This window comes from Methylobacterium sp. 1A (genome assembly GCF_058072805.1).
On sequence record NZ_JBYQVE010000001.1, the window covers coordinates 3,122,377 to 3,136,027 of the forward strand.

Below are 13,651 nucleotides of genomic sequence, written 5' to 3' on the forward strand. Positions count from 1 at the left end.
TGCCCGATTGATTTTATACAATTTCAACACCGGAGCTCCGCCGTCAAGGGTCCTGCGGGGCATCCGGGGTCGACCGGGAGCGAGACGATGAAGAACCGGACCATCGCGGGCTCGATCGGGACCGAGATCCGGCGGCGCATCCTCGACGGCCGCTATCCGGCCGGCTCGCAGCTCCGGCAGGACGGCCTCGCGGCTGAGTTCGGCGCCAGCCGGATCCCGGTGCGCGAGGCTCTGTTCCAGCTGGAGGCCGAGGGCCTCGTGCGGATCCTGCCGCATCGCGGGGCCATGGTGGCGCCGCTCTCGGCGGCCGACGCCGCCGAGGCCCTCGAGCTCCGGGGCGCCCTCGAGCCGCGCCTCCTGGCCCTCTCGGCGCCCCGCCTGACCGACGACGACTACGCCCGGGCCGACGCCCTGCTGGAGGAGTACGCCGCGGCCCTGCGGGCGGGCGCGACGGCGCGCTGGGGCGCCCTCAACACGGAGTTGCACCTCCTCCTCTACGGCCGGGCGGATCGTCCCCGCGCCCTCGGACTGGTCGGCTCCCTGCTGGCCGAGTGCGACCGCTACACGCGCCTCCAGCTCTCCACCGACAGCGCCGAGCTGGAGCGGGCCGACCGCGAGCACCGCGAGATCGTCCGGCTCTGCCGGAACGGCCACGTCTCGGCCGCCTGCGCCCTCCTGACCGACCATATCGACCACGTCGCCGCCGCGCTGATGGCGTTCCTCGGCACGGCGCCCGGCGCAGCCCCCACAACGGCGATTGTATAAAATCCTTGCCAGACTCGCGCGGCGCTGCCATGGAGGGGCGAGCCGCCCCGCGAGGCCAGCAAGGCCGGCCGGGACGGTCCCACCTCCCAGCAGGCGAGCCGGCGATGGCCTTCGATCGACACATCTTCTCCGGCACGATCCCGGCCCTGATGACGCCCTGCCGGCCGGACCGGACGCCCGACCTCGACGCCCTCGCGCGCAAGGGGCGGGAGCTCGTCGATGCCGGCATGTCGGCGGTCGTCTATTGCGGCTCGATGGGCGACTGGCCGCTGCTCACCGACGAGGAGCGGATGGCGGGCGTCGAGCGGCTGCTCGCCGCCGGCGTCCCGGTGATCGTCGGGACCGGCGCGCAGAACCCGAAGCGGGCGGCGGCGCTCGCGGCGCACGCCAAGGCGGCCGGTGCCCACGGCCTGATGATCATCCCGCGGGTCCTGTCGCGCGGCAGTTCGTCTGCGGCCCAGGAGGCGCATTTCGGCGGCATCCTGGAGGCGGCCGTCGACCTGCCGTCGGTGATCTACAACAGCCCCTATTACGGGTTCGAGACCCGGGCGGACCTGTTCTTCCGCCTGCGCGCCCGCCACCCGCACCTCGTCGGCTTCAAGGAATTCGGCGGCGCGGCCTCGCTCACCTACGCGGCCGAGCACATCACCGGCCAGTCGCCCGACATCACCCTGATGGTCGGCGTGGATACCCAGGTGGTGCACGGCTACGTCAATTGCGGCGCCCGGGGCGCCATCACGGGCATCGGCAACGTCCTGCCGCGGGAGGTGCTCCACCTCGTCGGCCTGTGCGAGAAGGCCGCCGCGGGCGACGTCCGGGCCCGGCGCCGGGCCGAGGAACTCGACGCCGCGCTGGCGATCCTGTCGAGCTTCGACGAGGGGACCGACCTCGTCCTCTACTACAAGCACCTGATGGTGCTGGAGGGGAACCCGGAATACGCGCTGCACTTCAACGCCACCGACGCGCTCAGCGCCGGTCAGCGCCACTACGCGGAGACGCAGCTGCGCCTGTTCAAGGCGTGGTACGCACAGTGGTCGGAAGCCGGCGCCGGGGCCTGATCCCCAGGCGCGCCGCCGAACGCAGGGCAGCCCGCCTTTGCGCGGGACCGCCCGTCGGCGCTATGGCGGGGGCGAGATCGGCCTTACCCGCGAACCGTCCATGAAGATCACTCAAGCCTTCACCTTCGAGGCGGCCCACCGGCTGCCGAACGTGCCCGAGACCCACCGCTGCCACCGGATGCACGGGCATTCCTACCGGGTCGAGCTGACGGTCGCCGGCCCGGTCGATCCCCACACCGGCTGGGTGATCGACTTCTACGACATCGAGTCGATCTTCGGGCCGCTGCTCGCCCGGCTCGACCACCACTGCCTCAACGAGATCGAGGGGCTGGAGAACCCGACCGCCGAGAACATCGCGGCCTGGATCTGGCAGCGCCTCCGGCCGGACCTGCCAGGCCTCGCGCTCGTGCGGGTCGCCGAGACCCCGATGTCCTGGGCCGAGTACGATGGCGAGTGAGACCGCGATCGCCGGGGATCGCGCCGCGCTGGTGCTGTTCTCCGGGGGCCAGGATTCGGCCACCTGCCTCGCCTGGGCGCTGGACCGGTTCGACCACGTCGAGACCCTCGGCTTCGACTACGGCCAGCGCCACCGGGTCGAGCTCGACCGCCGCGCGGCCCTGCGGGCGGGCACGACCGCCCTCGATCCCGCCTGGGCGGCCCGCCTCGGCGAGGACCACACGCTCGCCCTCGACGCCCTCGGGCAGGTCTCCGAGACGGCGCTGACCCGGGAGGCCGCGATCGGCTACGAGGCGTCGGGCCTGCCCAACACCTTCGTGCCCGGCCGCAACCTCGTGTTCCTGACCTTCGCGGCGGCGCTCGCCTACCGGCGCGGGCTCCGGCACGTGGTCGGCGGCATGTGCGAGACCGACTATTCCGGCTACCCGGATTGCCGCGACGACACGATCAAGGCCCTGCAGGTGGCGCTCAATCTCGGCATGGAGCGGCGCTTCGTGCTGCACACGCCGCTGATGTGGCTCGACAAGGCGCAGACCTGGGACCTCGCCGAGAGCCTCGGCGGGCGGCCGCTGGTCGACCTGATCGTCGAGGAGAGCCACACCTGCTACCTCGGCGAGCGCGGGCAGCGGCATCCCTGGGGCTACGGCTGCGGAACCTGCCCGGCCTGCCGGCTGCGGGCGGACGGCTACGCCCGGTTCACTGCGGCCTGAGGCCGTCGACCAGCACCGCCAGCGTCCCCCGGAAGGCGTCGGGGCTCGCGAACAGGCGCTCCATCAGGAGCGCGCCCTCCAGGGTGGCGACGACGTAGCGGGCGAGCGCCGCCGGATCCGCGCCGCCGCGGACGCTGCCGTCCGCCTGGCCCGCGCGCAGGATGCCCTCCAGCCACGCGAGATGGTCCGCGAAGAAGGCCGCGACGTCCCGGCGCAGGCGCTCGGGCAGGGCCTCGCCCTCGATGGCCAGCGCCGCGCAGAGGCAGCCGAGCCCCTGCTCGACGCCGCCGAGATAGAGCCGCCCGTAGGCCTCGACCCGGCCCGGCCCGTCCGGCACGTCCCGGCGGATCGCCTCCAGGGCCGCGGCGTAGCGCGCCGCGTAGGCCGCCACCAGGGCGGCGCCGAGATCGACCTTGGTGGGGAAGTGGTGGTGGATGCTCGCCTTGCGGATGCCCACCGCCGCCGCGAGGTCGGCGTAGCTGAAGCCGGCGAAGCCGCGGCCCCGCACCAGGGTCTCGGCCTGCATCAGCAACTCGGCGCGGGTATCCCTCATCGCGGCGAACGTCGCTCCAAAACTCACCCCCGTCATCGCACGAAGTCACGCGAACGTGCGGCCGCGGCGGGGACCGGCTCCCGGCGACCCCTTGACGGACGATCAATCTACCTACTTAATGGTAGACAATCAAGAACGGGCAAGATCGGGAGGTTTCGGCATGACGGCACGCGCCGTCCATCCGCGGAGGCAGGCCGCCGGGCCGACGCGGCGGTACGCCCTCTTCGCGGGGCTCTGCCTGTGCTGCCTGCCGACGCTGGGCCGCGCCGCCGAGAGCTTCACGATGGAGGAGGTCGGGCCCGGCCTGTACGTGCGCAAGGGCCTGATCGCCGACGCCACCCCCGACAACGCCGACGCCATCGCCAATATCGGCTTCCTCGTCGGCAGGACCGGCGTGGTGGTGACCGAGTCCGGCGGCAGCCTCGCCGACGGCCAGTGGCTGCGCGCCGAGATCGCCAAGCGCACGGACAAGCCGATCACCCACGTGGTGCTGACCCACGTCCACCCGGACCACGTCTTCGGGGCGGGGGCCTTCGTCCAGGACAAGCCGGTCTTCATCGGCCACGCCAAGCTCACCGAGGCCCTGGCGGCCCGGGGCGAGTTCTACCGCAAGCGGCTGATCGATCTGCTCGGCGAGGACCGGACCGGGCCGGTGGTCTACCCGACGATGAGCGTCAAAGACACGGCCGAGATCGACCTCGGCGACCGGCGCCTGACCTTCACGGCGCACGGTCCGGCGCACACCACCTCGGACCTGTCGATGATCGATTCCGGCAGCGGCCTGCTGTTCCCCGCCGACCTGCTGTTCGTGAACCGGATCCCCTCCCTCGACGGCAGCCTCAAGGGCTGGCTCGCCGAGATCGAGCGGCTGAAGGCCATGGGTCCCGCCCGGGCCGTGCCGGGCCACGGCCCCGTCGCGGTCGACCTTGCCCCGGCGCTCGCCGACCTCTCCGGCTACCTGACCGCCCTGCGCGACGGCACCCGGGCGGCGATCGCCAAGGACGTGCCCATCGAGAAGGCCGTGACCAGCGTCGCGGCGGACCAGCGCGACAAGTGGGCGCTGTTCGACACCTACAACGGCCGCAACGTCACCGTGGCCTACCAGGAACTCGAGTGGGAATAGGTTTCAGAATCCCCATATCCAAGCCAATCGGGAGGCACGCCATGACGCACAGGATCGGACAGACCTTCATCGGACAGACCTTCTCCAGCCTCGCCCTCGGCCTCGTCCTGGCGACGACGGCGCTGTCGGGACCGCTCGCCGGCGCCGCGCGGGCGGCCGGCGCCTCCGACACCGATCAGGAGCGGGCGGCCCGCTGGCAGGAGATCGCCAAGTCGATCTTCGGCGACCGCCAGATTGCCCCGACCGACAGCCTCGTGAAGATCGAGGCGCCCGCCCGGGCGCTCGACGCCGCCCTGGTGCCGATCACCCTGACCATGCCCAAGGACGGGCAGATCAAGGCGGTGTCGCTGATCATCGACGACAACCCGGCGCCCTACGCGGCCAAGTTCGAGTTCGGGCCGGCCGCCGACACGGCCGAGTTGAAGCTGCGCGTGCGGGTCAACAACTACACCGACATGCACGCCGTGGTGGAGACGACGGACGGCAAGCTCTACGAGGCCAAGCAGTTCGTGAAGGCCTCCGGCGGCTGCTCGGCCCCGATGGGGATGAGCGACGAGGAGGCCATGAAGGGCATGGGCGACATGCGCATGAAGTTCGCCGAGACGGCGGCCGGCAAGCCCGTGGAGGCGACGCTGATGATCCGCCACCCGAACTTCTCCGGCATGCAGATGAACCAGGTGACCCGCGACTACACGCCGGCGCGCTACATCGACAAGCTCACCGTCTCGGCGGGCGACCGGAAGGTCTTCACCATGACGGGCGACATCTCGATCGCCTCGAACCCGGTGATCAACTTCGCGTTCAAGCCGGACGGCAAGCCGATCCAGGTGGCGGCCTCCGACAACCAGGGCGGCCAGTGGCAGCACAGCTTCACCGCGCCGAGCCCGACGAACTGACCATGCGGCGCCTCCTCCTGACCGGCCGGGCCGCGGCGGCCTGCGCCGCGCTCCTCTGCCTCGCCGCGGCGCCGGCCGATTCGCCGGTGAACGTGCCCGAGCCGGAGGGGCTCTACGCCGGCCCTCCGAAGGGCTACACGCCGCAGACCCTCAAGGGTGCCGCGGTGGTCGACGCCGACGCCGTCGCCGCCCTGATCGCCGGCCCCGACAAGCCGGTGCTGCTCGACGTGGCGGCGCCGGACCGCAAGCCGTCGAACTTCCCGGAGAGCCGCCTCTGGCTGCCGGTGCATCCGTCGATCCCCGGCGCCGTCTGGATGCCGGAGGCCGGCGCCGAGCCCCTGGCGCCGGCGCGCGAGGCGCTCTTCTACGCCCGCGTCGCGGCGCTGACCGGGGGCGACAAGGCGAAGCCCGTCGTGGTGTTCTGCCACGTCGAGTGCTGGGGCAGCTGGAACGCCGCCAAGCGGCTGGTGCTGAAGGGCTATACCGGCGTGCGCTGGTTCCCCGAGGGCGTCGAGGGCTGGCAGGAGATGCACGAGACCGCGAACCTGACGGTCGATCCGGACTGGAAGGCGGGCGCCGAGCCGCAGGCGGGGCGCTGACCCGCATCGCCGGGCATTGTAAGAGACGCCGCGGAACGAGGCTCGCGTGGCGGGGCGCGCGCTCTCCCGGGCGGGAGAGGGGCCCGCGCCGCGTCCCGAGTGGCCGGAATGAGGTCTGAACCATGTCGCAGGTCGTGCAGTCCCGACGGCTCCGGGCGGTCGATATCGGCAATCGCAAGGCCGAGGGGCGCAAGATCATCGCGCTCACCGCCTACCACGCCCACACGGCCGGCATCGTCGATCCCTATTGCGACTTCATCCTCGTGGGCGATTCCCTCGGCATGGTGATGCACGGGATGGAATCGACGATCCCCGTGACCCTGGAGATGATGATCCTCCAGGCCCAGGCGGTGATCCGCGGCACGCAGAAGGCGCTGGTCGTGGTCGACATGCCGTTCGGCTCCTACGAGGCGAGCCGGGAGCAGGCCTTCCTCAGCGCCTCCCGGGTTCTCAAGGAGACCGGCGCGGGCGCGATCAAGATGGAGGGCGGCGCCCATTTCGCCGAGACGGTGGCGTTCCTCGTCCAGCGCGGCGTGCCGGTGATGGGCCATATCGGCCTCACCCCGCAGGCGGTGAACACGATGGGCGGCTTCAAGGTCCAGGGCCGGGCCCCCGACGACGAGCGCCGCCTCTTGGAGGATGCCCGCGCCATCTCGGAGGCCGGCGCCTTCGCGATCGTGCTCGAGGGCATCGTCGAGCCGGTGGCGCGGGCGATCGCGACCTCCCCCCAGGTCACCGCCGCCACGATCGGCATCGGCGCCTCGGCGGTCTGCGACGGCCAGATCCTGGTGCTGGAGGACATGCTCGGCCTGTCCGAGCGCACGCCGAAATTCGTGCGCCAGTTCGGGAGCCTGCGGACCCACATCGAGGACGCCGTGAAGGCCTACGCGGACGAGGTCCGGGCCGGCCGGTTCCCGGCCGACGACCACACCTACGGTTAGGGCAGGGCGGCCCATGACGCGCATGATCGGACCGTGGAGGGCGCCCGCCGCGTGGCCTGTCCGCACGCTCGCGGTCTGCGCCGCCCTTGCCGGATCGGGGCCGGCCCGCGCGCTGGAGAACCCGGCCTCGGCCTTCTGCGCGACGATGGGCGGGCAGACGATCCTCGCGAAGCTGCCCGATGGCGGCACGATCGGGCTCTGCGCCCTTCCGGGGCGGAAGATCGTCGAGGAATGGACGCTGTACCGGATGCTCCGCGGCGAGAAGCCGGCACCCGGCGCCGACCCGTTCCGCTAGCCCGGCCCGGTTCCCGAACAGTCTTCGTCCGTGTCCGTCGGGCCGGCCCGCGCATTCGCGGCGCGGCCCGGGGCGGCGCGATTGATTTCGCCGGCCCGACGATGCCACTCTCGAGGTCCGAGCTCTCTCAGGCGGGATCGACGACTCATGCAGCGGGCCCGATCGCGCCGGCGCCTCGTCGGCGCGTGCCTCGCCCTCGGCCTGATCGCGGCCGGGCCCGGAGCTGGATCCGCCGGGACGCTGACGCGGGCGCAGGTCGAGGCGCAGCTGCCGGCGCTGGAGGCGCTGGCGCGGCGGGCCGTCGACGGGGGCGCGGTGCCGGGCCTCGCGGTCGCGGTCGTCCTCGGCGACGAGACGCTCCTCCTGAAGGGATACGGCCTCAGGCAGGCCGGGAAGCCCGAGCCGGTCGGCCCCGACACGGTCTTCCAGATCGCCTCCCTGTCCAAGCCCGTCACCGCGACGATCGTGGCCGCCCTGGTCGGCGACGGGGTGGTCGACTGGGATTCGCGCGTCGCGGATCTCGACCCCGCCTTCCAGCTGCACGAGCCCTACCCGACCGCGCAGGTCACGGTGCGCGACTTCCTCAACCATCGCAGCGGCCTGCCGGGGACCGCCGGCGACGATCTGGAGGCGATCGGCTTCGGCCGCGACGCGATCCTGCACCGGCTGCGCCTCGCGCCGCCCGCCTCCAGCTTCCGCGCCGGCTACGCCTACAGCAATTTCGGCTTCACCGAGGGCGCGGTCGCCGCCGCGAAGCCGACCGGCCAGCCCTGGGAGGCGGTGGCCCGGGACCGGCTGTTCCGGCCGCTCGGGATGGCCGCCACCGGCACGACCCACGCGGATTTCCTCAGCCGGCCCGACCGCGCGGCGCTCCACGTCCGGGCCGGCGGCGTCTGGACCGCCAAGATCGAGCGGAATCCCGACGCGCAGGCGCCGGCCGGCGGCGTCAGCAGCGATGTCCGCGACCTCTCCCGATGGCTGCGGCTCGTGATCGGCAAGGGCCGTTTCGAGGGCGCGCAGCGCGTCGCGGCCCCGGCCCTGGCGCAGACGCACGTCCCGCTCATGGCCCGCGGCCGCAACCCCGTGACCGGAGCCGCGTCCTTCTACGGCCTCGGCTGGAACGTCGAGTACGGCCGCCACGGCCTCGTCTGGGGCCACGCGGGCGCCTTCAGCGTCGGCGCGCAGACGCTCGTCTCGATCCATCCGGAGGCCGGTCTCGGGATCCTCGTCCTGACCAACGCCTTCCCGTCCGGCGTGCCGGAGGGGCTGGCCGACAGCTTCGCCGACCTCGTCTTCGACGGCCGCGTCGACCGGGACTGGGTGACGGCCTGGGGCGCCGCCTACGAGAACCTGTTCGCGCCGGGCATCGCCGCCGACAAGGCGGCCTACGGCACGCCGCCGGCGCCGCCCGCCGCGCCCCTGGCGCTCTCGGCCTATGCCGGGCGCTACGCCAACGCCTATGTCGGCGAGGCCGTCGTGGTGGAGGCGGACGGCGCCCTGACGCTGACGGTCGGCCCCGCGGGGGCGCGCCGCTACCCCCTCCGGCACTTCGACCGCGACCTCTTCCTCAGCTTCCCGGACGCCGAGGCGCCCGACCGCCCCTCCGCCGTCCGCTTCGCCATCGGCAGCGACGGCCGGGCCGCCGCCGTGACGGTGGACGCGCTCGACGCGAGCGGGCTCGGCACCCTGGCGCGGCGAGACTGACCGCCGCCGTCACCCCGCCCGCCGCGACGGCAGCCGCAGGCCCGGGGCCGGGCGCTCCAGCAGCACCTCCCGGCGGAAGCGCACCAGCCGCGCCGGCCGGCCGGCGGCGCCGCTGGTCACGCTCTCGGTCTCCTCCACCAGCCCCTGCTGGGCCACGAGGCGCCGGAAGTTCTGCTTGTGCAGCTGCGTCCCCGACAGGGCCTCCACGGTCTTCTGCAGCTGCAGCAGGGTGAATTCCGGCGGCATCAGCTCGAACACCACCGGGCGGTACTTGATCTTGCCCCGGAGCCGGCCGATCGCGGTCGCGAGCACCCGCCGGTGGTCGAACGCCATCGGCACGCCGGTCGGGTCGTTCGGCAGGGCCGGGCCGGGATTGCCCCGCGCCTCCGGGATCAGCCCGGCCTCGAACAGCAGCTCGTAGCGCTCCAGGACGCGCTCCTCGTTCCACGTGCCGCCGTTCATGCCGAAGGTCAGGCCGAGGCGGTCGAGGCGGCGGGTCCGGGTGGCGCAGTCCGCGGGCTCGGACGCCCATTCGGCGAGCCGCGCCTCGATGGCGTCGAGCTGGCGCGGGCGCCCCTGCCGGAAATCCTCGTAGGGCAGGTAGCGGTACCAGTTCTGCCACGCGGCCTCGGCGAGCCCCGCCGGCCGCTCCTCGCGGACGAGCGCCAGATAAGCCACCGAGAGGGAGTGCACCCCCGACAGGGTCGCCGTGCCGGAGCGGTCGCGGTCGCCGAAGGTGTAGAGCTGCTCCACGTAGCCGAGGCGCTGGTGCGTCTGCCGCTCCACCCAGGCGCGCAGGCCCCGCTCCAGCGTGGCGTGCTCGGGGACGAGGGGGCCGGCCGGCAGGCCGTCGCCGCGGCCGGGCGCCTGGTCGGGGACCCGGATCGTCAGGGCGCGCGGCTCCCCCTTGGTCGCGGCGACGATCACCGCGACGAGGCCTACGGAGGAGCGCTCCGGCGGGGCCTGCCCCCCGCGCGCGTCCGTCTGCGCCGCGGCACCCGTCATCGTTCCTCGACCGTCCGTCCCCCGGGATGCGCCGTAGCGGATCCCACCTATAGGGGGACAGGATCGCCGCGCGTCAACGCCGCCGTATGACGGAGCGGGGGACCCGTCGACGCACCGCTCTCCACCGGCCGCTTGCCAACGCCGCGAGGCCTGCCCAAACAGGGGCCCGGGAGCGCCGGCACGGGACCGGCCGAGGCGGACCGAGCGACGACAGCGATGCCAGCGAGCGCGATTTCCCCCGCAGCTTCCCCCTCGACCCCGACCGGCAGCCGGGCCGTCGACCTGCGGCTCTACGGGCTCCTCGATGTCGGCGTCTGCGGCGCCGACGGGGCGCGGCTGGCGGAGCTCGGCGCCGAGGCGGTGGCGGGGGGCTGCACCCTGCTCCAGTACCGCGAGAAGGACATCGCCGATGCCCGCGCCGCCCTGGCGCGGATCCGGGCGATCCTGGCGGCGGTGGGCGGCCGCGTCCCGGTCCTCGTCAACGACCGCGTCGACCTCGCCCTCGCGGCCGGAGCCGACGGGGTGCATCTCGGCCAGGGCGACCTCCACCCGGCCGACGCCCGCCGGCTGCTGGGGGAGGGCGCGATCATCGGCCTCACCCTGAAGAAGCCCGCCCAGGCCGACGAATTGTACCGGCTGCCCGTCGACTACGCCTGCATCGGCGGCGTGTTCGCCACCACCAGCAAGGACAATCCCGACCCGCCGGTGGGCCTCGACGGCTTCGCCAGCATCGCCTTCCGCGCCCGCCTCGCCCGCGGGGCCGGCCTGCCGCTCGGCGCCATCGCGGGGATCGGGCTCGACAACGCCGCCGCGGTGGTCGCCGCGGGGGCGGACGGGGTCGCGGTGATCACCGCGCTGTTCGGCGCGGAGTCGGTGCGCCAGCGCGCCCGCGACCTGCGCGCGCGGATCGACGGCGCCCTGGCGGAGCGGGCCGGCGCCCGATGAGCAGCCCCGCGCCCATCGCGGTCACGATCGCGGGCTCGGATTCCGGCGGCGGCGCCGGCATCCAGGCGGATCTCAAGACCTTCTCGGCGCTGGGCGTCTACGGCGCCAGCGTGATCACGGCGCTGACCGCGCAGAACACGACGGGGGTCCAGGGCATCCACGACGTGCCGGCGGAGTTCGTCGCCCGGCAGATCGACAGCGTGTTCTCCGACCTCGACGTGAGGGCCGTGAAGATCGGCATGCTGTCGCAGACCGCGGTGATCGCGGCGGTCGCCGAGGGCCTCGCCCGGCACGCCGGGTCGATCCCGGTCGTCCTCGACCCGGTGATGGTCGCCACCAGCGGCGACCGGCTGATCACCGACGACGCCGTGGCGACGCTCCGCGAGCGGCTGCTCCCGCGGGCCGACCTGATCACCCCCAACCTGCCGGAGGCGGCGGTGCTCCTCGGCGAGCCCGTCGCCGCGGACGCGGCGGCGATCGTGGCCCAGGCGCGGCGGCTGGTCGCCCTCGGCGCCCGGGCGGTGCTGATCAAGGGCGGCCACGGCGCGGGGCGCGAGAGCATCGACCACCTCGTCACGGCGGACGGCACCCTGCGGACCCTGTCGGCGCCGCGGATCGCGACGCGCAACACCCACGGCACCGGCTGCACCCTCTCGGCGGCGGTGGCGGCGGGCCTCGCCCAGGGCCTGGCCCTGCCGGAGGCGGTGGCGGAGGCCAAGGCCTACCTCACGGCCGCCCTCGCGGCGGCGGACAGCCTCGCGGTCGGGACGGGGCACGGGCCGGTCCACCACTTCCACGCCGTCTGGACTTAGAGGCCGATCCGGCCGCCGCTTTCCGGTGCGCACGCCGCCGCGCACGCCGCCCGCCGCCTTGCAACCGGGCGTCGATTGCGTTTGAAGAAGCGTACGATCGTTCGGATAATGGAACGGTGCAGGCGGATCGGGGACGATGCAGGATCAGGCGGAACGGCCCGACCGGGCGCGCGGGCGCGACCTGCTGACCGGCGCGCAGGTGCTCTCCGGCCAGCTCGGCAAGACCATCCAGCGGCTGCGCAAGGCCTACAACCTGTCGCTCTCGGAACTCGCCGAGCAGTCCGGCGTGGCCAAGTCGATCATCAGCCAGATCGAGCGCAACGAGACCAACCCGACGCTGGCGACGATCTGGCGCCTGTCCCAGGCCCTCGACGTGTCGATCGAGCGGGTGTTGGCGGCCGGCGACGAGGAGCCGTTCATCGAGAAGACCTCCCGGGCCGACACGCCGATCCTCGTCTCCGAGGACGGGAAGGTGCGGCTGGCGATCATCGGCTGGCTCAAGACGATCGAGTGGCTGCAATGGTACGAGGTCACGGCCGACCCGGGCGGCGTCCTCGACTCGGACCCGCACCAGCGCGGCTCGGTGGAGTCGCTCTCGGTCACCGAGGGGGCGTTCGAGGTCGAGATCGGCGGCGTCGTGCAGCGGGCGCGGGCCGGCGAGACCCTGCGCTACCGCTGCGACCGGCCCCACCTCGTGCGCTGCACGGACGGTCCGGCCCGGGCCACCATGGTGGTGATCATGAAGGCCGCCGTGATGGAGTGAGGCGGCCCGGTCGGCCCTCCGGCCCACCCTCGGCGCCCCGCGCGAGGGCGCGCACGCGGTAGTCGCGGAGGCTCAGGCCGTAGCGCTCCTTGAAGCGGCGGGAGAAGTGGGACTGGCTGAGGAAGCCGCAGCCATACGCCAAGGTCCCCAGCGGCATGTGGAGGCAGCCCGGATCGGCCAAGCGCTTGGCGGCCGCCTCGAGCCTGCGGTGCCAGATCCAGTCGGAGATGTGCCGGTCCTGCGCGCGGAACAGCGCCTGCAGCCGGCGCAGGGACACGCCGGCCGCGGCCGCGAGCCGGGGCGGGTCCAGGGTCGGATCGTGGAGATGGGCCTCGAGATAGGCCCGGGCGCGCTGCACCACGACGCTGTCCTGGACGGGCCGCTGCGCCTCCCGCGCGAGCCGCTCCGCGAGGCTGGCGACGATGAGGTCGAGCCCCGTGGAGACCATGCTCTCGGCCACCTGGGGCGTCAGCCGGTCGCCCAGGCTGAGCAGGTTGCCCAGGAACGACCGGGTCAGGGTCGCGGTCGGCAGATCGCCGCCGACAGTCACGCCGGCGAACAGGCGCGCGGAGCCCAGAGCCCCCTCCAGCCGCTCCCGCGGGATCCCGATGGCCAGCACCTCGCTGTAGCCGCTGTGCTCGATCGTCCAGGGTGTATTCGTATCCCGGATCGAGAAGTCGCCGACCCGATCCGTGCTCGACCGATCGTACTGATCCGCGCGGACCTGTCCCGAGAGCACGATGCTCATGAACAGGTGGTCGGTCTTGTGGTTTTCATGGCGAAGCGTGCGCGGCGTCGTGGCCGCCCGCAGGTTGCGCAGCGCGAATTTCGTGAAGACCAGGCCGCCGATACTGGCCCCCTCGATCGTCGCGTGAAAGGGCTCGTCGTTGAGACAAGTCTGCGCCATCGGAACCAGGCGATCTTCGCAGACATCTCGCCAAAGGCGAAACTTGTCCTTCTCCAATACACCTTCAGTTGAGAACAGAGTCTGCATCGCGGCAGCCGTATGACCGCGATTGCTGCGAA

Annotated in this window: 16 protein-coding genes; 13 read left to right on the forward strand and 3 right to left on the reverse strand. The window is 72.9% G+C overall.

Going from position 1 to position 13,651, the window contains the following annotated elements; all coding sequences use genetic code 11:
• Positions 1-87 precede the first annotated feature (87 nt).
• From ACX9MN_RS15255 to queC, 4 genes are all read left to right on the forward strand, one after another.
• Positions 88-765, forward strand: coding sequence for a GntR family transcriptional regulator (locus tag ACX9MN_RS15255; RefSeq protein WP_489724838.1), 678 nt, complete (start codon positions 88-90; stop codon positions 763-765).
• A 104-nt stretch (positions 766-869) separates the two neighbouring features.
• The gene (locus ACX9MN_RS15260) at positions 870-1,823 is read left to right on the forward strand and encodes a dihydrodipicolinate synthase family protein (protein ID WP_489724839.1); all 954 of its coding nucleotides are present in this window, start codon (positions 870-872) and stop codon (positions 1,821-1,823) included.
• 100 nt (positions 1,824-1,923) lie between these two features.
• On the forward strand, positions 1,924-2,280 hold the full coding sequence (gene queD / locus ACX9MN_RS15265) for a 6-carboxytetrahydropterin synthase QueD (protein WP_020092323.1): 357 nt from the start codon (positions 1,924-1,926) through the stop codon (positions 2,278-2,280).
• The gene (gene queC, locus ACX9MN_RS15270) at positions 2,270-2,989 is read left to right on the forward strand and encodes a 7-cyano-7-deazaguanine synthase QueC (protein WP_489724840.1); all 720 of its coding nucleotides are present in this window, start codon (positions 2,270-2,272) and stop codon (positions 2,987-2,989) included. Before queD ends, queC begins: the two co-directional genes overlap by 11 nt.
• Here the strand turns inward: queC and ACX9MN_RS15275 are convergent.
• Positions 2,976-3,542 carry a TetR/AcrR family transcriptional regulator gene (locus ACX9MN_RS15275; RefSeq protein ID WP_042673639.1) on the reverse strand — a complete coding sequence of 189 codons (567 nt, stop codon included), beginning with the start codon at positions 3,540-3,542 and terminating at the stop codon, positions 2,976-2,978. The two genes, queC and ACX9MN_RS15275, sit on opposite strands and share 14 nt — an antisense overlap.
• Positions 3,543-3,702: 160 nt before the next feature.
• On the opposite strand from ACX9MN_RS15275, the gene ACX9MN_RS15280 reads away from it, so the two are divergent.
• The 6 genes from ACX9MN_RS15280 (at position 3,703) to ACX9MN_RS15305 (ending at position 9,100) form a co-directional block, all read left to right on the forward strand.
• Positions 3,703-4,665 (forward strand): quinoprotein relay system zinc metallohydrolase 2, encoded by a 963-nt coding sequence (locus ACX9MN_RS15280; protein ID WP_489724841.1) that lies wholly within the window; start codon positions 3,703-3,705, stop codon positions 4,663-4,665.
• 41 nt (positions 4,666-4,706) lie between these two features.
• Positions 4,707-5,561, forward strand: a complete 855-nt coding sequence (locus ACX9MN_RS15285) for a quinoprotein dehydrogenase-associated SoxYZ-like carrier (RefSeq protein ID WP_489724842.1) — start codon at positions 4,707-4,709, stop codon at positions 5,559-5,561.
• Between the two features lie 2 nt (positions 5,562-5,563).
• Entirely contained in the window at positions 5,564-6,160 is a 597-nt protein-coding gene (locus ACX9MN_RS15290; protein ID WP_100251975.1) for a rhodanese-like domain-containing protein, read from the forward strand.
• 122 nt (positions 6,161-6,282) lie between these two features.
• Positions 6,283-7,101 carry a 3-methyl-2-oxobutanoate hydroxymethyltransferase gene (gene panB, locus ACX9MN_RS15295; protein ID WP_489724843.1) on the forward strand — a complete coding sequence of 273 codons (819 nt, stop codon included), beginning with the start codon at positions 6,283-6,285 and terminating at the stop codon, positions 7,099-7,101.
• Between the two features lie 22 nt (positions 7,102-7,123).
• Positions 7,124-7,396, forward strand: a complete 273-nt coding sequence (locus ACX9MN_RS15300) for a DUF333 domain-containing protein (RefSeq protein ID WP_489724844.1) — start codon at positions 7,124-7,126, stop codon at positions 7,394-7,396.
• Between the two features lie 147 nt (positions 7,397-7,543).
• Positions 7,544-9,100, forward strand: a complete 1,557-nt coding sequence (locus ACX9MN_RS15305) for a serine hydrolase (RefSeq protein WP_489724845.1) — start codon at positions 7,544-7,546, stop codon at positions 9,098-9,100.
• Between the two features lie 9 nt (positions 9,101-9,109).
• Here ACX9MN_RS15305 and ACX9MN_RS15310 read toward each other — a convergent pair whose 3' ends face one another.
• Entirely contained in the window at positions 9,110-10,105 is a 996-nt protein-coding gene (locus ACX9MN_RS15310) for an NUDIX hydrolase (protein ID WP_020092332.1), read from the reverse strand.
• A gap of 216 nt (positions 10,106-10,321) precedes the next feature.
• Between ACX9MN_RS15310 and thiE the strand changes: the two genes are divergently transcribed.
• The 3 genes from thiE to ACX9MN_RS15325 all read left to right on the forward strand — a co-directional run bounded on the left by thiE (position 10,322) and on the right by ACX9MN_RS15325 (position 12,625).
• Positions 10,322-11,050 (forward strand): thiamine phosphate synthase, encoded by a 729-nt coding sequence (gene thiE, locus ACX9MN_RS15315; protein WP_489724846.1) that lies wholly within the window; start codon positions 10,322-10,324, stop codon positions 11,048-11,050.
• The gene (gene thiD, locus ACX9MN_RS15320) at positions 11,047-11,862 is read left to right on the forward strand and encodes a bifunctional hydroxymethylpyrimidine kinase/phosphomethylpyrimidine kinase (protein ID WP_489724847.1); all 816 of its coding nucleotides are present in this window, start codon (positions 11,047-11,049) and stop codon (positions 11,860-11,862) included. Before thiE ends, thiD begins: the two co-directional genes overlap by 4 nt.
• 136 nt (positions 11,863-11,998) lie before the next feature.
• The gene (locus ACX9MN_RS15325) at positions 11,999-12,625 is read left to right on the forward strand and encodes a helix-turn-helix domain-containing protein (RefSeq protein WP_020092335.1); all 627 of its coding nucleotides are present in this window, start codon (positions 11,999-12,001) and stop codon (positions 12,623-12,625) included.
• Here the strand turns inward: ACX9MN_RS15325 and ACX9MN_RS15330 are convergent.
• Positions 12,600-13,619, reverse strand: a complete 1,020-nt coding sequence (locus ACX9MN_RS15330; protein ID WP_489724848.1) for an AraC-like ligand-binding domain-containing protein — start codon at positions 13,617-13,619, stop codon at positions 12,600-12,602. The genes ACX9MN_RS15325 and ACX9MN_RS15330 overlap by 26 nt on opposite strands.
• Positions 13,620-13,651: the final 32 nt, after the last annotated feature.

Bases quoted from the DNA above. Each gene is read 5' to 3' on its own strand.
- thiD (WP_489724847.1), top strand. From the start codon at position 11,047: ATGAGCAGCCCCGCGCCCATCGCGGTCACGATCGCGGGCTCGGATTCC.
- ACX9MN_RS15290 (WP_100251975.1), top strand. From the start codon at position 5,564: ATGCGGCGCCTCCTCCTGACCGGCCGGGCCGCGGCGGCCTGCGCCGCG.
- ACX9MN_RS15305 (WP_489724845.1), top strand. From the start codon at position 7,544: ATGCAGCGGGCCCGATCGCGCCGGCGCCTCGTCGGCGCGTGCCTCGCC.
- ACX9MN_RS15285 (WP_489724842.1), top strand. From the start codon at position 4,707: ATGACGCACAGGATCGGACAGACCTTCATCGGACAGACCTTCTCCAGC.
- thiE (WP_489724846.1), top strand. From the start codon at position 10,322: ATGCCAGCGAGCGCGATTTCCCCCGCAGCTTCCCCCTCGACCCCGACC.
- ACX9MN_RS15255 (WP_489724838.1), top strand. From the start codon at position 88: ATGAAGAACCGGACCATCGCGGGCTCGATCGGGACCGAGATCCGGCGG.
- queC (WP_489724840.1), top strand. From the start codon at position 2,270: ATGGCGAGTGAGACCGCGATCGCCGGGGATCGCGCCGCGCTGGTGCTG.
- ACX9MN_RS15280 (WP_489724841.1), top strand. From the start codon at position 3,703: ATGACGGCACGCGCCGTCCATCCGCGGAGGCAGGCCGCCGGGCCGACG.
- ACX9MN_RS15310 (WP_020092332.1), bottom strand. From the start codon at position 10,105: ATGACGGGTGCCGCGGCGCAGACGGACGCGCGCGGGGGGCAGGCCCCG.
- ACX9MN_RS15275 (WP_042673639.1), bottom strand. From the start codon at position 3,542: ATGAGGGATACCCGCGCCGAGTTGCTGATGCAGGCCGAGACCCTGGTG.
- panB (WP_489724843.1), top strand. From the start codon at position 6,283: ATGTCGCAGGTCGTGCAGTCCCGACGGCTCCGGGCGGTCGATATCGGC.
- queD (WP_020092323.1), top strand. From the start codon at position 1,924: ATGAAGATCACTCAAGCCTTCACCTTCGAGGCGGCCCACCGGCTGCCG.
- ACX9MN_RS15260 (WP_489724839.1), top strand. From the start codon at position 870: ATGGCCTTCGATCGACACATCTTCTCCGGCACGATCCCGGCCCTGATG.
- ACX9MN_RS15325 (WP_020092335.1), top strand. From the start codon at position 11,999: ATGCAGGATCAGGCGGAACGGCCCGACCGGGCGCGCGGGCGCGACCTG.
- ACX9MN_RS15330 (WP_489724848.1), bottom strand. From the start codon at position 13,619: ATGCAGACTCTGTTCTCAACTGAAGGTGTATTGGAGAAGGACAAGTTT.
- ACX9MN_RS15300 (WP_489724844.1), top strand. From the start codon at position 7,124: ATGATCGGACCGTGGAGGGCGCCCGCCGCGTGGCCTGTCCGCACGCTC.